Consider the following 17644-nt stretch of genomic DNA (forward strand, 5'->3'; position numbering starts at 1 on the left):
GGTCTATACGGGCGGGGGGCGCGCGTGCCGTCCGGCTGGCTGGCGCTGGCGGCCGACGCGCGGCTCGGCCCGTCGGTCCAGGCCGTGCTGCAGGCACCGGAGAAACCTTGGACGGTCGAGTCGCTCGGCGACGCCTCCGCGATGTCGCGCGCGACGTACGCACGGCATTTCCGCGAGCGGGCCGGAATGAGCGTCGGCGCATTCGTCGCGCAGATCCGGATGATGCACGCATGCGCGCTGCTGCAGGATACGCAGCGCGGGCAGGCGGAAATCGGCCAGGCGGTCGGCTACCAGTCCGAGGCCGCCTTCGGCAAGGCGTTTCGCGCGGTGCTCGGCACGACGCCGGGGCGCTGGCGGCGGGCGCAGCGCGGCATGTAAGACTGCAAGTGACGCTGTCGTGGCCCGCGCCAAAGCTGCTACCATGCGCGAAACGCAGTTCAACGAAAACGATTTCGAACAAAAAGAAAGAGAGGGCAAAGCAATGAACCAGACCACCATCCAGCAGCCGTCGTTCGCGTTCGTGGCCGCGTCGTGGGCCGCGCTGATCGCCGGCTTCGCGGCATTCCTGATCGGTCTCTGGAACGCCGGCATGCAGCTCAACGAGAAGGGCTACTACTTCACCGTGCTGGTGTTCGGTCTCTATGCGGCCATCTCGCTGCAGAAGAGCGTCCGCGACCGCGCGGAAGGCATTCCCGTCACCGGCATCTACTACGGCCTCAGCTGGATCGCGCTGCTGCTGTCGATCGCGCTGCTGGTCGTCGGCCTCTTCAACGCGACGCTGCAGTTGAGCGAGAAGGGCTTCTACGCGATGTCGTTCGTGCTCGCGCTGTTCGGTTCCGTTGCCGTGCAGAAGAACACGCGTGACTTGCAGAACGCGAAGCCGCGCTATACCGACGCCGAATCGGCGCCGTCCGTTCAGGAGTGACGGCACGCGAAGCGGGCGCCGTCCAGGCCGCCCGTTTTGCGACGACGGTCGCGGGCGGCCCGCATTCGCCGATACGCCGCGGGCTCCCCGCCCATTCGTTTCATCCATGCCGGTGCGCATGACGATGGAGATATTACGGATGCCAGACTTCACAGAAACCACGCGGCTCACCCGCGCGGCTGCTCGCGCCGTGGCGGCGCGGGCAGCGCTCGTGCTGGAGACGAACAACCTGCGCGGCGGCGCGGGGCTCGTGCAGGCCGTCGACAGCCTGAAGCGCCTCGTCTCGGCGCTGTCGAAGCAGACCGTGCCGCCCGCGGCGCTCGCGCAATGGATCATCACGCACGACGGGCTGCCGGCCGATGCGTGCCAGGAGATCGCCGCGCTGGCCGGCCGCCCGATCGACTTCGTCGAGATCGGCGCGAGCACCGGCTACTACGATGCGAAGAACGACGGGTTCGACCGCGTCGACGCGGCCCGTTGCGACATCGTCGTGTTCGGCGATGCCGATTGCCGGCCGGCTGTCGACTGGCTCGAGCACCTGCTCGCACCGTTCGCGCGCGAAGCCGGCGATGCGCCCGCGGCGGTGGCGGGGCGCACCAGCTATGCGCCGAACGTGCTCGGCATCGCGCTGACGTCGATCGATTTCATGTATTTCCCGAGCCCGCTGCGTGACGGTGCGACGCGCAATTTCTATGCGAACAACGTCGCGTTTCGGCGCGACGTGTTCGCGCAATTCCGCTACGAGCCGCTCGACGGGGTCTATCGCGCGCATTGCCAGGTGATGGGGCTGCGGATGCAGGCAGCCGGCGTGGCCGTCGAGTTCGCACCGGCCGCGCAGACCGAACATCGGCTGCCGGACACGCAACGCGAATCGCTGAAGCTGCGCTGGATGCGCGGCGAGGACAGTGTCGGCCTGACACCGTATCTCGTGAACGCGTATCTGCCGCGCGGCTGGCAGTGGCTCGGCCGCAGCGGCCCGCTCGGCCCGTTCTGCGTGATGGCGATGCGGCTCGGCTACAGCCTGCGCGCGCTGAATCGCCAGCAGTTGCCGCAGCTAGGCGTCGTCCGCTATCTCGCGGCCGTCGGCGTCACGATCGCGGCGTCCGCCGTCGATACGCTCGGCGCGCTCGCACGCGGTTTCGGTCTCACCGGGCGCGCATCGGCGCGGCGCGATCTCGACGCGCTGTCCTATCACCGGCATTGAACCGGCGCCGCGCATCATGCGCGGCCATGACACGCCGATACCCTCCATCCATCCTGACCACGACCATGTCCTCCTTCGTCACCCGTGTTGCCTGCGTCGCCCTGTTTGCCGCCAGCGTCGGCGCCCATGCCGCGCCGGTCGACCATGCGGGGCGCGGGATATACCACTTCTCATCGCAAAGCGGCTGCCCGTTCACGAACGCGGCCACCGCGGACTGCAATCGCGTCGCACTCGATGCGCCGGACGTTCACGCGAGCATCGATACCGATGCGCACGCGATCGTCTTCTCGAGCGATTCAGCGCGCCGCACGAAGGACGTGCTCGGCGACGTGCTGCTGCAGGGCACGGGCGTCGACGGCGAAGGCCGGCGCGTGCCGCTGAGCGTGCACGTGCTGCTGCGTCGCGACGGCGCGAAATGGGACCGCGACGTGTACGTCCATGCGCCCGTGCACGGCACGTTCACGGACGTTCGGATCGAGCCGTACCGCGTGCGTGTGAAGGAGGGTGAGGGCGAGCGTGACGTGCTCACGCCGGACGAAACGCTGGCGCTGTTCGCGCATCCGTCGCTGGCATCGCGTCTCGCGCGGCATCTCGTGAAGGTGAGCGCGACCGATCCGAAGCAGCCGTTCGCGGACGACATCACGATTGGGCTCGGCGTCGGCGGCCTGACGAAGGCGGTCGCGCGTGCGAGCTTTGCATCGAACGCGCCGCACGATGCCGACGTCGATCGCGCGCTCGCAGCCGGCACGTGGACGATTCGCTTCGATGCACTGAGCAATCACATTCCGGCGTGGGTCGCACGGCGCGAGCTGTTCCTGTTCGGCCTGGACGGCAGCGCGCTGGTGAAGGACATGCGCACGCGCGGCTTCAGGAAGAACGACCGGATCGAGTTCGGTGCGCGTGACGGTAATGGCTATCTGCGCGTCAACGGCCGCGAGGAAGCATTTGCGGGTGCAGCCGCATCCGCGCACGCGTTCATGCAGGAAAGTTTCATCGGCCTGATCCTCGGATGGCGTCGCGATCCGGCTGGCGCTGCGGCGGCTGCGACGAAATCCACGTCTGCACGAGGCGAGCCGGCATGAGCGCGGCAGGCGAACTGCCGGCGTCGCCGCAGGCGGCGCACGATGGACGCTTCGACTGTCTTGATGCGCCCGTGCCGCGCGGGGCGGCGCGGGTGCGCGCGTACCTCGTCGATCGCCTCAAGCGGGCGGCGATCCGGCAGTTGCATCGCAGTACACACGGCGAGCGCTGGGTGCTGCGCATGTACCTGATCGGCGAGGAAGCGACCGAGTGCGCGTTGCACGAGGACTGGACCGGGCAGCCGCCGGACTGGCTTGCGCCGCGGATCGAGCAGCACCTCGCGGACGAGCGTCGCCACGCGGCTGCATTCGCCGATGCGCTGCGCGAGCGCGGCGTCGCGCCGTCGACTGCACCGCATGAGCCCGACTGGTTGAGCCGGCGCAAGATCATGCGATGGCGCCGGCTTGCGCAGCGCCATGCGCCGCATTTCTCGCAAGGCGTGCTCGTGCCGGCCTATGCGACGGGCCTGTGCGCGGAACAGATGGCGATGCGCGTGCTCGCGCGTCACTGCGCGACGATCGGCGATGCCCATCCGTTGTATCCGCTGCTCGCGCGCGTGCTCGCCGACGAGACGCGGCATGTCCGGCTCTGCTCGGACACGCTGCGCCGTCTGGTTCCACCGTCCGAGGCGGCGCATCTCGCCGCGTTGCTGGACGAGATCCGCGCGGTCGAGGCCGGTTTCGGCGTGACGGGTGCGCTGGCGATGGTCGCGGCCGGCTGGTTCCAGTCGCTTCGTCCGCGCGCATGATGCCGCGCATCGTCTATCTCGCGACGGCCGACGCACGCGGCCACCTGATGCGCGCGCAACTGCTCGTGCATGCGCTGCGCGCGGCCGGCGCCCAGGTCGACGTGCTGACGACGTCCGATGCGGGGCAGGCGTTCCTGGCTGCGTTCGACATCGACGCGGCCGTGCTGTCACGTCACTACGCGGTGCAGTTCGACGAACGGCAGAACATGCTGCGCGACGCGACCGATCGCAATGTCGCGCACTACGTGTTCAGGCCGACACGCATGCTGCGAGACATCGCGCGGTTGCGTGCGATCGTCCGCGATGCCGATCTCGTGATCAACGACTCGTTTCATCCGGCGCTGCTGTTCATGGGGGCGATGCCGGGCTGGCGGCGCCGCATCGTCCACGTGTATGGCGGCAGCCTGCGGCGCGCGTTGACCGAGAATTTCGATGCACGGCTGCCGCGCGCACTGGCGCGTGCATTTGCACGGATCGTCGACTGGCAGATCGATTCGGCGCGGTGCTGCATCGAACACGATTTCGCGTACGATGCCGCCGATGCCGTCCGGCGATCGTGCGCACATTACCGACTGCCGACGCCAGTGCCGATCGTCGTCGGGCAACCCGCTTCGGAACCGGCTGCAGCCGCCATTTATCTGAACCCGCACTTTCGCGATATCGCGCTCGCCGATGCGTTGTCGGCCGGCCTGCGCGACGCGGGGCTCGCCACCCATCGCGTGGGCGAGGGCTATGCCGGGCACGACGGCTGGACCGGAGTCGACGCCGACTGGGTGACCTGCGCCGCCCATGCACCGCTGATCGTGTCGGCACCCGGCATGGCCGCGCTGTCGATCGCACGCGTGTATCACCGCCCGATCCTGCTCGTGCAGTCCGACCAGCCCGAGCAGGCGAGCAACGCCGCGCGCGCCGCGCAACTGCAACTCCTGCATCGCGTCGTCACGTGGCGCGGCGACGCGGCCGCGTTCCAGCGGGACGTCGGGCAGGCTGCCGCCGAGCTGATGCGCCACCCCGGTACGCAGGCAGGAACGATCGCCGGCCGCGAGCATGCGCGTGCGCGCGTCGACGCATGGACGTCACGCCTCCTCGCGTTGCGTCCGCATGCGAAGGTGGCCGATACGGAGACGCGATGCGAGGCGCCGGCACCACGATGAATTTGCTGTCGCTTCGTGACGATCACCGGTCGGCTATCCGGCAGATGCTGGCCGCGACGTTCGGCATGGCTGCCGGCCTCGCGATCTTCTTTCTGCTGGAGCGCAGCGTCACGCCGCGCTTCGTGTTTGCCACGTCGATCGATGCGCGGATTCCGTTCATCGCATGGTCGTGGTTCGCCTACGTCGGCTTCTTTCCGTTCGTGATCGCGCTTGCCGCGTATGCGCGGCCGCTTGCGTTCGCCGCGTTCAAGGAGGCCGTGCTGATCGCTTTCGTGCTCGGTGTCGTGTGCTTCCTGCTGTTTCCGGAAGCCGTGCCGCGGCCTGACGTCGCGGAGATCGGCAACACGTTCGTGCGTCACCGTCTCGCACGCATGTGGCAGCTCGATCTCGCGGCCAATGGTTTTCCGAGCCTGCATGTCGCGGTGACCTGCCTTGCCTGCCGGATGCTGACGGACCGGCGACGGCTCGTGACCTTGGTGGTCGGCTTGCTGATCTGCGCGTCGACGCTGACGGTCAAGCAGCATACGGTCGTTGATGTGCTGGGCGGCGTGGCGCTCGCGATGGTCAGTGCGCGGTGGGTCGAGCGGCGATCGCTGCGCGGGAGGTTCGCGTGACGGATGCCCCTGTTCATCATGGCGGGCCGAATGCCGAGCTTGCGCGGTTCGTGCCCGATCCCGCGCTGTTTCGCGTGAGCGCATTGCGTGTGGGTGCGGCGTTGGCAGGCGACTGGCTGATGATTGCCGCCGTGTTCGCGGTTGCGATCGTATTCGCGCATCCGCTCGTGTACGCGTTGGCCGCGATCGTGATCGCGCGCAGCCAGCTTGCGCTCGCGGTCATGATGCACGAAGGTGCGCACGGTTTGCTGGCGCGGAACCGGCGCGTCAACGACGCGCTGGGCCAACTGTTCGCGGCCGGCCCGCTGTGGCTGTCGCTGCGGACGTATCGTGCCGGCCATCTGAAGCACCATCGCGCACCGATGGAGGCGGACGATCCCGTCGCGCTGCTGTTCGGCGTGCACGACTATCCGGTGACGCGCCGGCGGCTGATCGGCCGCCTGCTCGCGTACGCATGCGGGATCGGTTACGTGACGAGCGTCGTGAAGCTCGCCCGCGGCGAGTTCGCGCATGCGTTGCCGAAGGTCGGTAAGTCGCGCGCGTACGCCGCGTGGGAAGTCGCGTCGATGCTGGCCGGCAACGGTGTGCTGTTCGGTGCGCTCGCATGGACCGGGCATCCGCTGCTGTACGTCACGTTGTGGATCGTGCCGTCCGTCACGCTGCTGCCGCTCGCCGGGCAGGTGCGTGCGATCTTCGAGCATGCGGGGCTGCCGGCCGGTGCCGACCAGAGCCGCAACGCGCGCACGATCGTCCGGCGTTCGTGGCAGACGTTCCTGTTCGGCCCTCACGCGATTCATTTTCATATCGAACATCACCTGTTCGCGCGGATGCCGTTCCATCACCTGCCGGTCGTGCATCGGCAGCTTGCGCAGCGGCAGTTGCTGCCCGACGGCAATCTGTACACGGGATATGGTGGCGTGCTGCGCGACGTGAGCTTGCGCTGACGCACGGGCGGGGCAGGGTGCGTGCGCTGTCCGGTGGCGGAGTCGGGAGAGTGCGGCCGAGTGTGTCGCAGACATCACCGGGATGCCGCGCTTCGATATGGATGCGACAGACGCAAAAAAGCCTCCACTTGGGAGGCTTTGATTTGCACTATCGAAGATAGTTGGTAGGGTGGGAGGGACTCGAACCCTCGACTCTCTGATTAAAAGTCAGATACTCTAACCAACTGAGTTACCACCCCACGTTCTTGAAACCTGTTGGTTCGTTGCTTCAACAACTTGGACAACGACCCAAAGAGCAAAAGATTATAGCGACGGATTGTCAGGCTGTCAACAACCCGCCGCGATAATTATTTGATCGACTCGATCTTGCCCTGCGCGGTCTGCGCTGCGTTCGACCCGGCGTACTGCGACACGACCTGCTCGAACGTCTTCTTCGCGGCCGCCTTCTGGCCTTGTTCGAGCTGGTTCGTGCCGATTGCCACCAGGGCGTCGGCTGCGCGCGGATGTTGCGGGAACTTGCTGACGATCCCTTGCCACGTTGCAGTCGAACCGCGGTAGTCGCGCAGCGCGTATTGCGCATTGCCGTACCAGTACTGCGCGGTTGGCTGGTAGGGGCTCTGCGGATACTTCGCGATGAACGCGCGGAACGAAGCCGCGGCCGCCTTGAAGTTGCCGTTGCGGAACTGCTGCTGCGCCGCATTGAGCGCATCCGTTTCACCCGGCTGCACGGTGCCTTCGACACCATCGATCGTCGCCTGCTGCGGCTCGAACTTCTTGAGCCGCGTGTCGAGATCCTGGTAGTACTCCTTCTGCTGCCGCTCGAGCGTCGTCAGCCGGTTCGTCAGGTCCTCGTTCTCGCCGCGTAGCGTCGCGACCTGCTGGTTCAGCTGGTCGAGACGGCCGGATTGATCGAGGATCGTACGCTGGGCGGCGGACAACTGGCTCGCCAGGTTGTCGGTTTTGCTGCGCAGATCGAGCACGGCGCGGCGCGCTTCGTTGTCGTCGAACACGCCGGCGTGCGCCGGCGCGGCCGACCACGCCGCGCCGGCGACGCAGAATGCTGCGGCAACGCGCAGCAGGGATACACGGTGCGTCATACGGCGATTCTTCCGTTACTTACTGTTGGTAGACGAGGTCGGCGCGACGGTTCTGCGCCCACGATGCTTCGTCGTGACCCGTTGCCTGCGGCTTTTCCTTGCCGAGGCTCACGGCTTCCATTTGCGAATCGTTCACGCCGAGCAGTGCCATCGCGCGACGGACGGCTTCCGCACGCTTCTGGCCCAGCGCGAGGTTGTACTCGCTCGTGCCGCGTTCGTCGGTGTTGCCCTGGATCAGCACGTGGCGCTGCGGGTGGCTCTTCAGGTACTGAGCGTGCTGCTGCATCAGCGGCTGGTACTCGTCCTTCACCGAATAGCTGTCGAAGTCGAAGTAGATGCTGCGCTTCGCGAGCGGGCTGTTCGGGTCGTTCAGCGGATCGACGTTCACTTGCGCGACGTTGTCGGCGCTCGGCTGCGTGCTGACCGCACCGCCGGCATTCGCCTTGTCGTCGAGCTTCACGCCCGACTTGCACGCTGCGAGCGCGCTGATCATCATCACGGCCAGGGCCAGACGAGCTTTATTCGACATCATGTTTACTCTCCTTGTGGTCATTGCATGAAGGGCCCCCACGACGGCTCACGAACGGAGCCGCCCTGGACGGACAGGATTTGCGGCGGCGCGCTGCCGTCCGAGGGCACTGCTGCCAGAACATTGCGACCACCCGACTGGGTAGCGTACAGAAGGTACTGGCCGTTTGCCGCGAAGCTCGGCGATTCGTCGCGATTCGTATTCGTGATGGCGTTCGCCGCGCCGGACTGCAGATCCTGAACGTACAGCTTGAAGCCCCCGCCCGTGCGGGAGATGTAAGCGAGCAGCTTGCCGTCCGGGCTGATGCGCGGACTCGTGTTGTAGCTGCCGGTGAACGTCACGCGCTGCGCGGCACCGGCGCTTTCGCCCTGTGCCGGCATCCGGTAGATCTGCGGTGCGCCGCCGCGATCGCTCGTGAAGTAGATCCAGCGGCCGTCCGGCGAGTAGAACGGCTCGGTGTCGATCGAGCTGCTCTGCGTGAGGCGACGCAGGCCGCCGCCCGTCGCGTTGACCGTATAGATTTGCGTATTGCCCGTCAGCGACAGCGCGACGGCCAGCGTGTTGCTGTCCGGCGACCAGGCCGGCGCGCTGTTGTTGCCCTTTTGGTCGGAGACGATGTAGCGACGGCCGGTCGGCAGGTCGTGAATGTAGACGATCGGCTTCTTGCGCTCGAACGAGACATACGCGACCTTCGTGCCGCTCGGCGACCAGGACGGCGAGATGATCGGTTCGGTGCTCGACAGCGCGATGCGCGCGTTCTGGCCGTCCGAATCCGAGATCTGCAGCTGGTAGCGGTTGCCGGTCTTGATCACGTACGACAGGCGCGTGGCGAACACGCCGCGCACGCCGAGCAGCTTCTGGTAGATGTAGTCGGCGATCTTGTGGCCGGCCGTGCGCAGCGTGGTGTCGGTGGCCGTCAGGGACAGGCCGCCGAGGCTTTGCTGCTTCACGGTGTCGTACAGGATGAAGTTGACCTTGTACTGGCCGTTCGCCTCGCGGTTCACGCTGCCGGCGACGAACGCATTCGCGCCCTTGGCCTTCCATGCGCCGAGATCGACCGATGCGGTCTCCGGCACCGGCGTGCTGCCGGCGTCGATGTTCGTGAATTTGCCGCTGCGGGCGAGGTCGGCGCGGACGATCGACGTGACCTGCTGCGGCAGGTTCGCCTCATTCGCGAAATTCGCGGTGGCGATGGGGAACTGGGTCGACCCGACACCGGTGATCAGCACGTTGACCTGGGCGTTAGCGGCGCTGCCCGCCGTAATCAGACACGAGGCCACGAGTGCCCTGAAACCTAGTTTTGTCATCAAACTCATGCTTCTTGCTTCCCGTATGACTTGGATCGCTGCGCAACGGCAGAGACAGTAAAAATACCCGATTCGTTCCCGTCCGACAGCGACGCCCGGAGTGTAAGCGCATTTCTTTTCACTCCGCCGCCTTGAAGGTAATCGTAATGTCCGACGGGGTACGACCGTTAGAATCGGGCGGCAACGGGACCGATGCGTGGATTGCACTCACCACGGCTTGATCCCACCCCGAATTCCCGCTGGAGCGGGAAACCGATGCGCTCAATACGTCACCGGACGGCGTGCACCGAATCTTGACGACGGTGGTCAGGCCTGCTCGCTCACCGCCCCAAACGATGTTCGGTTTGACGCGGCGGCGCACCTTGTCGGCATAGCCGGGCGTCGCGGCATTGCCGCCTGAGCCCGTGCCCGTGCCGCTTTTCGCGAGGCCTTCGCCGCCGCCTTCACCGGCGCCGGACAGGCCCTGCATCTGTGCCAGCCGCGCGCTGCGCTCGCGGTCGAGCTTCGCGTTCGCTGCCGCTTCGGCCTTCGCGCGCGCCGTGGCTTCGGCCTTCGCCTTGGCCTGGGCTTCCGCCTTTGCCTTCGCGGCCGCGTCGGCCTTCGCCTTCGCCGCCTGCTGCGCTTCGAGCTGCGCCTGCTTCTGCTGCTGGAGTTTCTGCTGTTCGAGCTTCTGCTGCTCGGCGAGCTGCTGTTGCTTGAGCTTGTCGGCCTGCTTCTGCTTGTCGCGCTCCGCGGCCTTCTGCGCGGCGAGTGCGGCTGCCTGCTGCGCCGCGAGCTGTGCGCGCCGCGTTTCCTCTTCCTGCCGGGCCTTCAGTTGTTGCGCGCGGCGCTGCTGCTCGAGCAGCGCTTCACGCGCGGCCGCTTCCTGCTGCCGCTTCTTCTGCTGCAGCGCGATGTCTGCCTGCTCGTCGCGCACCGGGGGAGGGGGCGGCGCGACCTTCACGGGCGGTGCGGGCGTGACAACGGGCCGCGGCGCCGGGACATCGGGCACCTCGGTCCACAGCTCGGCTTCGGCGCCGGCAGGCGTGCTGTTCTGCCACTGCACGCCGTGATACAGAAACAGCGCGAGCAGCACGTGCATCAGCGCGGCGAGCGCGAATGCGCGCCAGGTGCCGCGCTCGCGGGGAGGCTGAGGCGGGTAGGCGGAGCTGCGCGTGGATTGCTGCCGGTTCATTGCGATTTGACGAGGAGGCCGACGCGCTTGACGCCGCGCGCCTTCAGATCGGACATCACGGTCATGACGGCATCGTACTGCACCGTCTTGTCGGCCGCGATCACGACCGGCTGGTCGGGATGGTCAGCCTGCCGGGCCACGATGAAGCTGTCGAGCTCGGCCTTCGTCATCGTGTCTTCCTGGGTCGCGCCCGAGTCGCCCTTGTACTTGACGCTCATCGTGCGATCGGCCTTGATGTTGACGACGACGGGCGGCGTTTGCTCCTGCGGCGCGGCGTTGCCGACGGTCGGCAGGTTGATGATCGACGGGGCGACGAGCGGTGCGGTGACCATGAAGATCACGAGCAGCACCAGCATCACGTCGATGTACGGCACGACGTTGATGTCGGCCATTGCGCGGCGCGACCGGCCGCCGCGCATGCTGGATCGGATGGGACTTCCTGCCATGGCGCGCTCCTTACTGGGCCTGACGCTGCAGGATGTTCGAGAACTCTTCGATGAAGGTCTCGAAGCGGATCGCGAGGCGGTCGATGTCGTGCGCGTAGCGGTTGTACGCGACCACCGCCGGAATCGCGGCGAACAGGCCGATCGCGGTGGCGACGAGCGCCTCGGCGATGCCCGGTGCGACGTTGGCGAGCGTGGCCTGCTGCACGTTCGCGAGGCCGCGGAACGAGTTCATGATCCCCCAGACCGTGCCGAACAGACCGATGTACGGGCTGACCGAGCCGACCGATGCGAGGAACGCGAGGTTCGCTTCGAGCACGTCCATTTCACGCTGGAACGACGCGCGCATCGCGCGGCGGGCACCGTCGAGCACGAGGCCCGGATCGCTGATGCGTTTTTCCTTCGCCTTCAGGAATTCGCGCATGCCCGATTCGAAGATCCGCTCGAGTGCGCCGATCGTGTGGCGGTTGTTGGCTGCGCTCTGGTACAGCGCCTGCAGGTCGCCGCCCGACCAGAAATCCTTCTCGAAGCGTTCGGTCTGCGCGCGTGCGCGGCGGATCGCAAACCACTTGCGGAAGATGAAGGTCCACGACATCAGCGACAGCAGCAACAGCAGCCCCATCACGGCCTGGGCCAGCACGCTCGCGTTGAGGACGAGGGAAATGATCGACAGGTCTTGAGAAGTGTTCATAGAGGTTTGAGTAACGTCCCTTCGGGGCGCCCGGTATGCGTGTGGCGCGGCGCGCCGGCCATGCCTGGCGCCGAACCTTGCTTAGTATCGAATCAGAAAGGCAAGTTCATAGGCTTTGTCTAAACGGCGCTCATGCGAGCTTCGTTGACAGCGCAGTCTGCCCGTCGTCGATGACGGACCCGCGTTGCAGCGCGTCGAGCACGGCCGGCGGGATGGCCGCGGGCCGGATGCCGGTACGGTCGACGCAGCCGAGACGGATGTGCCCGGATACGAGCAGCGTGTCGCCGCACCAGGCTTCCTGCGCGAATTCCACCGACGCGCGGCCGATGCGGCCGGGCCGGCTCGTGATCGCCAGCGTGTCGTCGAGTCGCGCCGGGGCGCGGTAGTCGAGCGACGTGCTGCGGACGACGAAGATCGCGTCGGTGTCGTCGGCGAGCTGGCGCTGGTCGATGCCGCATGCGCGCAGCCACTCGGTGCGGGCGCGTTCGAAGAACTTCAGGTAGTTGGCATAGAAGACGATGCCGCCTGCGTCGGTATCCTCGTAGTACACGCGCACCGGCCAGATGAAGCCGGACGGCGCTTCCGGGGAGCGGGTAGGCTGGGTCATGGCGCGCATTCTACCGGAAGGCAAGGGCCTGATTCGTAACCGATTCGTAACGGAATGTAGTATGTCGTAGCACACCGCGGGCCGGCCCGGAGGGGGCTGGCCCGCGTGGCTTCAGCCGCGGTGGACGGTCGGGCCGCCGGGGGCTTGCGCGATCGGCATCAACTCGATCGTGTTGACGTTGACATGCGCGGGGCGGGTCGCGATCCAGTAGATCGTGTCGGCGATGTCCTCGGGCATCAGCGGCTGGACATTGTTGTAGACGTTCGCCGCTTTGGCGTCGTCGCCGCGATAGCGGATGTTCGAGAATTCGGTGCCGCCGCACAGGCCAGGCTCGATGTCGGTGACGCGCAGCGGCGTGCCGAGCAGGTCGGCGCGCAGGTTCAGGCTGAATTGTCTGACGAAAGCCTTGGTCGCGCCGTAGACGTTGCCGCCCGCATAAGGGTACGAACCCGCGACCGAGCCGAGATTGAAGATGTGGCCGCGGCCGCGATCGATCATGCCGGGCAGCAGCGCGTGCGTGACCGTGACGAGGCCCGTGCAGTTCGTGTCGATCATCGTGTGCCATTCGTCGAGACTGGCCTTTTGGGCCGGCTCGACGCCGAGCGCGAGGCCGGCGTTGTTGACGAGCACGTCGAGCGCCGCGAATTCGGCGGGAAGGGCGGCCGGCACGGCCTCGACGGCCGCGCGATCGCGTACGTCGAGCTCGAGCGGCAGAAGGGAATCGCCGAGTTCGGCGGCGAGCGCATCGAGACGATCCTTGCGGCGCGCGGTCGCGACGACGCGGTGGCCTCCCTTGACGAAGGCACGGGCGATGGCGGCGCCGAAGCCGGCGGACGCGCCTGTGACGAACACGATCATTGCTGCTCCTGGTGGATGACAAAATAGCGAGTGGTATCCCGCAAGCCTACTGAGATTGCCGCACCGCGGCAAGGCGGCACAGCGTTCCCGCACGGGCGCGTAGAGTCTGGCCCCAATTGCTTCCGGCGCACCGCCGTGCGGTTGCCTATTCATGACGCATCCAATACACTAACGCGCTCATCACCCCTGCGTGACTGGCGATAGAACCCTTCGGGTTCAAGGTGGAGCATCCCACCGTGAAGCGCGGGGCGCCGTTTTTGCCGTTCGCCTGGGCAGCCGTTGTGCGCCGTCGCGTGCATCGCCGGTGGCTGTCCTGCCTCGCGTCATACGGATTCTTCCGCCACGTCGAGCTGGTCCCGCCAGCAGCGCACCGTACTCGGCCGCTCCGGTCAACCTGTACACACTTAACGGAAACCGTATGTTTGACAGAGCCCAAAGCACCATTGCGAACGTCGATCCCGAAATCTTTGCCGCGATCGAGCAGGAAAACCGCCGCCAGGAAGATCACATCGAGCTGATCGCGTCGGAAAACTACACGAGCCCGGCCGTGATGGCCGCACAGGGTTCGCAACTCACGAACAAGTACGCGGAAGGGTATCCGGGCAAGCGCTACTACGGCGGCTGCGAATACGTCGATGTGGTCGAGCAGCTGGCGATCGACCGCGTGAAGCAGCTGTTCGGCGCGGAAGCCGCGAACGTGCAGCCGAACTCGGGCTCGCAGGCGAACCAGGGCGTGTTCTTCGCGATGCTCAAGCCGGGCGACACGATCATGGGCATGAGCCTCGCGCACGGCGGCCACCTGACGCACGGCTCGCCGGTGAACATGTCGGGCAAGTGGTTCAACGTGGTGAGCTACGGCCTGAACGAAAACGAAGACATCGACTACGAAGCGGCCGAGAAGCTCGCGCAGGAACACAAGCCGAAGCTGATCGTCGCGGGTGCGTCGGCGTTCTCGCTGAAGATCGATTTCGAACGTCTGGCGAAGATCGCGAAGTCGGTCGGTGCATACCTGATGGTCGACATGGCCCACTACGCGGGCCTGATCGCAGCGGGTGTGTACCCGAACCCGGTGCCGCACGCGGACTTCGTGACGACGACGACGCACAAGAGCCTGCGCGGCCCGCGCGGCGGCGTGATCCTGATGAAGGCGGAGTACGAGAAGCCGATCAACTCGGCGATCTTCCCGGGGATCCAGGGCGGCCCGCTGATGCACGTGATCGCGGGCAAGGCGGTGGCGTTCAAGGAAGCGCTGTCGCCGGAGTTCAAGGCGTACCAGGAGAAGGTGGTCGAGAACGCCCGCGTGCTGGCTGAAACGCTGGTGAAGCGTGGGCTGCGGATCGTGTCGGGCCGTACGGAAAGCCACGTGATGCTGGTGGACCTGCGTGCGAAGAACATCACGGGCAAGGCAGCGGAAGCGGCCCTGGGCGCGGCGCACATCACGGTGAACAAGAACGCGATCCCGAACGACCCGGAAAAGCCGTTCGTGACGAGCGGCGTGCGCCTGGGTTCGCCGGCGATGACGACGCGCGGCTTCGGTCCGGCGGAAGCGGAGCAGGTGGGCAACCTGATCGCGGACGTGCTGGACAATCCGGAAGATGCAGCGACGATCGAGCGCGTGCGCGCGCAGGTCGCCGAGCTGACCAAGCGTTTCCCGGTCTATCGCTGATCGACGATGCGCTGCCCGTTCTGCCGGCATGACGACACGCAGGTCGTGGATTCCCGCGTGTCCGAAGATGGCGCCGCGATCCGGCGGCGCCGTCGCTGCTCGGCTTGCGACAAGCGCTTCACGACGTACGAGCGGGTCGAGCTGTCGCTGCCGTTCGTCGTGAAGAAGGACGGCAGCCGCACGGAATTCGACCGTCGCAAGCTCGTCGCCAGCATGCAACTCGCGCTGCGCAAGCGGCCGGTCGCTGCCGACGCGATCGACGCGGCGGTCGCCCGCATCGAATATCAACTGCTCGCGACAGGCGAGCGCGAAGTGCGTAGCGAGAAACTCGGCGAACTCGTGATGAACGAGTTGCGCGGGCTCGATACGATCGCTTATGTCCGCTTCGCATCGGTGTATCGCCGGTTCGAGGACGTTTCCGAATTTGCCGACGTGATCGAAGAGTTCCGTCGCGCCTCTCCCGCCAAGACTCCCCGTAAGCGCTGACGCGCTGCGTTCGTTCATCGTCTTCTCCGTTGGGTCAGTTCGCGCCGATTGTGTCGGTCGCGATCGCATGCCGCCAGTCAGCCATTCGGCAAATGGTGCGTGTCCGCACGTGTCGCTACAGTCGTCGCATCACCTTGGCGAAGGACGACTGCGATGGGACTGCACGCTCAACCCCTGAAAAATGTGTTGCGACGCGCGGGCGGATTCACGCTCGTCGAACTGATGGTCGCCATCTCGCTGGCGGCCGGGCTCGCGCTTTATGCTGCGCCCGCGTTCGACCAATGGCGCATGCGCGAACGCGTGGATGCGCGCTCGCGCGCGTTGCTCGGTGCGCTGTCGTTTGCACGTACCGAGGCGACGCGTCTCGGCGTGCGCGTCACGCTGTGCCGGGCGGGAAGCGCGGGCACCTGTCTGCGTGCCGGTGAACGGTGTGATCCGGCTGAATGGTCGTGTGACTGGATCGTCAGCGGGCACGTCGACGGGCAGTCGCGCGTGCTGCGGCGCTATCCGCGCGATGCCGAAGTGGCCGTCGCGGGTGCCGCGCACGATCTCGCGTTCGCACCGCCGGTCGGTCAGGCAATCGGTGGTATCCGGCGCTTCGAATTGCGTCCGCGACGAGACGTGCCGGGGGCGGACGACGCGCATGCATCGCGTTGCGTGCGGATCGCGGCAGGCGGCCGGGCACGGGTTGTCGCCGGCCGTTGCGACGCGGCGTGAGCGTCCTGCGCAACGCCGTGCGCGGCACGTCGCTGATCGAAGCGATGCTGGCCATCGCGCTACTCGCGACCGTCATGCTGGCTGTAGCGGGCAGCCAGCTTGCGATGGCGCGTGCGCAGCGCGCGACGATCTGGCGTGAGCGCGCGCTGTGGCTGGCCGATGCACGTATCGAGCGCTTGCACGTTGCTGCGGAGGCCGGTGATGACCTCGCGGCGCGGGCCGCTGCGTCGCTGCCCGGCGGCACGATGACGCGCGGTGATGGGCCGGATGGCGTTCGCTACACGGTTGTCGGCTGGCACGGCGGCAATGCGGTCGCCGGGCCGCGATGCGAGGCGGCGGGAAGCTCGGCGCAACCGCCGTCGTGCGTCCGGATTCCGTATCGGGAGGCGGACGCCGATGAACGCTGATCGCCGCATGCTTGCACATACGTTGCTTGAAGTGTTGATTGCGATGACCGTCGGTCTGCTCGTGCTCGCGGCGGCCGGTGCGCTGTACCACGCGCAGCGCGTCGCACAGCGGCGCGCGGACGACGGATTCCGGATGCGCGATGCGGCTGGCGCCGCACTGATGCTGATCGGCCAGCAGATCCAGATGGCCGGATTTCGGCCGCTTGATTGGGAAGGTGTCTCGTCGTTGTCGCCCGTGTTCGGCTGTTCGATGGCGCGCGTGAGGGGAGAGGGCGCGCAGGTACGGTGCGAGTCGGTGCGCGGTGCGTCGGATGCGTTGCTGATCCGGTATGTCGGCGATGCCGTGTCGACGTGGCCCACCGTGAGCGGCCAGGTGTCGGATTGCCTCGGGCAGGGTATCGGCGTGTCCGGCGAACATGCGCCGGTGGAGAACCGCTTCGATGTGCACACCAGTCCGTCGACGGGCGAGCCTGAACTGTATTGCGAAGGAAGCGGCCGTCCGGGCACGCCGCAGCCGGTCGTGTCGGGAATCGATCAGTTGCGGGTGCGCTATCTTCGCCGCGGCGGCACGCAGTTCGTCGAGGCCGATGCATTGCGCGGCGACGACTGGCGCGATGTCGTGGCCGTGCATGTCTGCGTGCGTGCGCGCGGCGAACCGACGGGCGAGCCGGTGCGGCACGTCGACTGCGACGGCCGCACGGTCGTTGCGCAAGACGGCCGCGTGCGTCGGACGCTCGATCGCATCGTCGCGTTGCGCAATGCCGCGCGCACATTCGGCGATACGTCGCGTGATGCCGCGGATGAACGCGAGGTGCCGCGATGAACGGAGCGAGGCAGTGCGCGCGCAAGAGGTCGCGGTGCGTTGCGACACGCGACATGCATGAGCGAATCGAAACACGCCGTGACGGTCCGCGGCAGGCTGCAGGTGCGAAAGTCCGACCCGCGAGCCAGCAAGCGCCGTACAGACGTTTGCGGTCAGCCAGGCGCGATTGG

General features: G+C 66.8%; 21 protein-coding genes, 1 tRNA gene and 1 riboswitch. Of the genes, 13 read left to right on the top strand and 9 right to left on the bottom strand.

All coding sequences use genetic code 11. The annotated features are described in order from the left end of the window. From G3N96_RS14060 to G3N96_RS14095, 8 genes are all read left to right on the top strand, one after another. A partial coding sequence (locus G3N96_RS14060; protein ID WP_206137574.1) for an AraC family transcriptional regulator occupies positions 1–378 on the top strand: 378 nt, incomplete at its 5' end. Positions 379–481: 103 nt separating this feature from the next. Next, positions 482–925: an inner membrane protein YiaA gene (gene yiaA / locus G3N96_RS14065; RefSeq protein ID WP_124576572.1), complete on the top strand. Its 444-nt coding sequence runs from the start codon at positions 482–484 to the stop codon at positions 923–925. 139 nt (positions 926–1064) lie between these two features. Then, entirely contained in the window at positions 1065–2129 is a 1065-nt protein-coding gene (locus G3N96_RS14070; protein ID WP_206137575.1) for a glycosyltransferase family 2 protein, read from the top strand. Between the two features lie 65 nt (positions 2130–2194). Next, the gene (locus G3N96_RS14075; RefSeq protein ID WP_241022631.1) at positions 2195–3211 is read left to right on the top strand and encodes a hypothetical protein; all 1017 of its coding nucleotides are present in this window, start codon (positions 2195–2197) and stop codon (positions 3209–3211) included. Then, entirely contained in the window at positions 3208–3957 is a 750-nt protein-coding gene (locus G3N96_RS14080) for a hypothetical protein (RefSeq protein ID WP_124576575.1), read from the top strand. Before G3N96_RS14075 ends, G3N96_RS14080 begins: the two co-directional genes overlap by 4 nt. Then, positions 3954–5111, top strand: coding sequence for a hypothetical protein (locus tag G3N96_RS14085; protein WP_206137576.1), 1158 nt, complete (start codon positions 3954–3956; stop codon positions 5109–5111). Before G3N96_RS14080 ends, G3N96_RS14085 begins: the two co-directional genes overlap by 4 nt. After that, positions 5108–5725 (top strand): phosphatase PAP2 family protein, encoded by a 618-nt coding sequence (locus G3N96_RS14090; RefSeq protein ID WP_206137577.1) that lies wholly within the window; start codon positions 5108–5110, stop codon positions 5723–5725. The genes G3N96_RS14085 and G3N96_RS14090 overlap by 4 nt, the downstream gene beginning before the upstream one ends. Then, positions 5722–6669, top strand: coding sequence for a fatty acid desaturase family protein (locus G3N96_RS14095; protein WP_206137578.1), 948 nt, complete (start codon positions 5722–5724; stop codon positions 6667–6669). Before G3N96_RS14090 ends, G3N96_RS14095 begins: the two co-directional genes overlap by 4 nt. A gap of 162 nt (positions 6670–6831) precedes the next feature. Here the strand turns inward: G3N96_RS14095 and G3N96_RS14100 are convergent. From G3N96_RS14100 to G3N96_RS14140, 9 genes are all read right to left on the bottom strand, one after another. Further along, positions 6832–6908 (bottom strand) — tRNA-Lys (locus tag G3N96_RS14100). Positions 6909–7016: 108 nt separating this feature from the next. Further along, the gene (gene ybgF, locus G3N96_RS14105; RefSeq protein ID WP_071333989.1) at positions 7017–7766 is read right to left on the bottom strand and encodes a tol-pal system protein YbgF; all 750 of its coding nucleotides are present in this window, start codon (positions 7764–7766) and stop codon (positions 7017–7019) included. Between the two features lie 19 nt (positions 7767–7785). Then, positions 7786–8298, bottom strand: coding sequence for a peptidoglycan-associated lipoprotein Pal (gene pal / locus G3N96_RS14110; protein ID WP_089439314.1), 513 nt, complete (start codon positions 8296–8298; stop codon positions 7786–7788). Between the two features lie 17 nt (positions 8299–8315). Continuing rightward, positions 8316–9611, bottom strand: a complete 1296-nt coding sequence (tolB, locus tag G3N96_RS14115) for a Tol-Pal system beta propeller repeat protein TolB (RefSeq protein ID WP_124576578.1) — start codon at positions 9609–9611, stop codon at positions 8316–8318. A 109-nt stretch (positions 9612–9720) separates the two neighbouring features. Next, positions 9721–10776 (bottom strand): cell envelope integrity protein TolA, encoded by a 1056-nt coding sequence (gene tolA / locus G3N96_RS14120; protein ID WP_124576579.1) that lies wholly within the window; start codon positions 10774–10776, stop codon positions 9721–9723. Next, the gene (gene tolR / locus G3N96_RS14125) at positions 10773–11222 is read right to left on the bottom strand and encodes a protein TolR (RefSeq protein ID WP_011351075.1); all 450 of its coding nucleotides are present in this window, start codon (positions 11220–11222) and stop codon (positions 10773–10775) included. Before tolR ends, tolA begins: the two co-directional genes overlap by 4 nt. Before the next feature lie 10 nt (positions 11223–11232). After that, positions 11233–11910: a protein TolQ gene (gene tolQ, locus G3N96_RS14130; RefSeq protein WP_021157170.1), complete on the bottom strand. Its 678-nt coding sequence runs from the start codon at positions 11908–11910 to the stop codon at positions 11233–11235. A gap of 130 nt (positions 11911–12040) precedes the next feature. After that, the gene (gene ybgC / locus G3N96_RS14135) at positions 12041–12526 is read right to left on the bottom strand and encodes a tol-pal system-associated acyl-CoA thioesterase (RefSeq protein WP_206137579.1); all 486 of its coding nucleotides are present in this window, start codon (positions 12524–12526) and stop codon (positions 12041–12043) included. Between the two features lie 102 nt (positions 12527–12628). Then, on the bottom strand, positions 12629–13375 hold the full coding sequence (locus G3N96_RS14140; protein ID WP_122944580.1) for an SDR family NAD(P)-dependent oxidoreductase: 747 nt from the start codon (positions 13373–13375) through the stop codon (positions 12629–12631). A gap of 180 nt (positions 13376–13555) precedes the next feature. Next, positions 13556–13656, top strand: a riboswitch (ZMP/ZTP riboswitch). Positions 13657–13793: 137 nt separating this feature from the next. Here G3N96_RS14140 and glyA point away from each other — a divergent pair. From glyA to G3N96_RS14165, 5 genes are all read left to right on the top strand, one after another. Beyond that, entirely contained in the window at positions 13794–15041 is a 1248-nt protein-coding gene (gene glyA, locus G3N96_RS14145) for a serine hydroxymethyltransferase (RefSeq protein WP_021157166.1), read from the top strand. 6 nt (positions 15042–15047) lie between these two features. Then, the gene (gene nrdR, locus G3N96_RS14150; protein WP_089424602.1) at positions 15048–15527 is read left to right on the top strand and encodes a transcriptional regulator NrdR; all 480 of its coding nucleotides are present in this window, start codon (positions 15048–15050) and stop codon (positions 15525–15527) included. Between the two features lie 153 nt (positions 15528–15680). Continuing rightward, positions 15681–16244, top strand: a complete 564-nt coding sequence (locus G3N96_RS14155) for a GspH/FimT family pseudopilin (RefSeq protein WP_124576581.1) — start codon at positions 15681–15683, stop codon at positions 16242–16244. Positions 16245–16288: 44 nt separating this feature from the next. Beyond that, positions 16289–16651: a hypothetical protein gene (locus G3N96_RS14160; RefSeq protein WP_206137602.1), complete on the top strand. Its 363-nt coding sequence runs from the start codon at positions 16289–16291 to the stop codon at positions 16649–16651. Continuing rightward, positions 16641–17474: a PilW family protein gene (locus tag G3N96_RS14165; protein ID WP_206137580.1), complete on the top strand. Its 834-nt coding sequence runs from the start codon at positions 16641–16643 to the stop codon at positions 17472–17474. The genes G3N96_RS14160 and G3N96_RS14165 overlap by 11 nt, the downstream gene beginning before the upstream one ends. Positions 17475–17644 lie beyond the last annotated feature (170 nt).

This window comes from Burkholderia sp. Se-20373, from assembly GCF_017104705.1.
Taxonomy (GTDB): Bacteria; Pseudomonadota; Gammaproteobacteria; order Burkholderiales; family Burkholderiaceae; genus Burkholderia.

Excerpts from the sequence above, each read along its gene's own strand:
- yiaA (WP_124576572.1), top strand. The coding sequence starts at position 482 with ATGAACCAGACCACCATCCAGCAGCCGTCGTTCGCGTTCGTGGCCGCG.
- G3N96_RS14070 (WP_206137575.1), top strand. The coding sequence starts at position 1,065 with ATGCCAGACTTCACAGAAACCACGCGGCTCACCCGCGCGGCTGCTCGC.
- G3N96_RS14075 (WP_241022631.1), top strand. The coding sequence starts at position 2,195 with ATGTCCTCCTTCGTCACCCGTGTTGCCTGCGTCGCCCTGTTTGCCGCC.
- G3N96_RS14080 (WP_124576575.1), top strand. The coding sequence starts at position 3,208 with ATGAGCGCGGCAGGCGAACTGCCGGCGTCGCCGCAGGCGGCGCACGAT.
- G3N96_RS14085 (WP_206137576.1), top strand. The coding sequence starts at position 3,954 with ATGATGCCGCGCATCGTCTATCTCGCGACGGCCGACGCACGCGGCCAC.
- G3N96_RS14090 (WP_206137577.1), top strand. The coding sequence starts at position 5,108 with ATGAATTTGCTGTCGCTTCGTGACGATCACCGGTCGGCTATCCGGCAG.
- ybgF (WP_071333989.1), bottom strand. The coding sequence starts at position 7,766 with ATGACGCACCGTGTATCCCTGCTGCGCGTTGCCGCAGCATTCTGCGTC.
- pal (WP_089439314.1), bottom strand. The coding sequence starts at position 8,298 with ATGATGTCGAATAAAGCTCGTCTGGCCCTGGCCGTGATGATGATCAGC.
- tolB (WP_124576578.1), bottom strand. The coding sequence starts at position 9,611 with ATGAGTTTGATGACAAAACTAGGTTTCAGGGCACTCGTGGCCTCGTGT.
- tolA (WP_124576579.1), bottom strand. The coding sequence starts at position 10,776 with ATGAACCGGCAGCAATCCACGCGCAGCTCCGCCTACCCGCCTCAGCCT.
- tolR (WP_011351075.1), bottom strand. The coding sequence starts at position 11,222 with ATGGCAGGAAGTCCCATCCGATCCAGCATGCGCGGCGGCCGGTCGCGC.
- tolQ (WP_021157170.1), bottom strand. The coding sequence starts at position 11,910 with ATGAACACTTCTCAAGACCTGTCGATCATTTCCCTCGTCCTCAACGCG.
- ybgC (WP_206137579.1), bottom strand. The coding sequence starts at position 12,526 with ATGCGCGCCATGACCCAGCCTACCCGCTCCCCGGAAGCGCCGTCCGGC.
- G3N96_RS14140 (WP_122944580.1), bottom strand. The coding sequence starts at position 13,375 with ATGATCGTGTTCGTCACAGGCGCGTCCGCCGGCTTCGGCGCCGCCATC.
- glyA (WP_021157166.1), top strand. The coding sequence starts at position 13,794 with ATGTTTGACAGAGCCCAAAGCACCATTGCGAACGTCGATCCCGAAATC.
- nrdR (WP_089424602.1), top strand. The coding sequence starts at position 15,048 with ATGCGCTGCCCGTTCTGCCGGCATGACGACACGCAGGTCGTGGATTCC.
- G3N96_RS14155 (WP_124576581.1), top strand. The coding sequence starts at position 15,681 with ATGGGACTGCACGCTCAACCCCTGAAAAATGTGTTGCGACGCGCGGGC.
- G3N96_RS14160 (WP_206137602.1), top strand. The coding sequence starts at position 16,289 with ATGCTGGCCATCGCGCTACTCGCGACCGTCATGCTGGCTGTAGCGGGC.
- G3N96_RS14165 (WP_206137580.1), top strand. The coding sequence starts at position 16,641 with ATGAACGCTGATCGCCGCATGCTTGCACATACGTTGCTTGAAGTGTTG.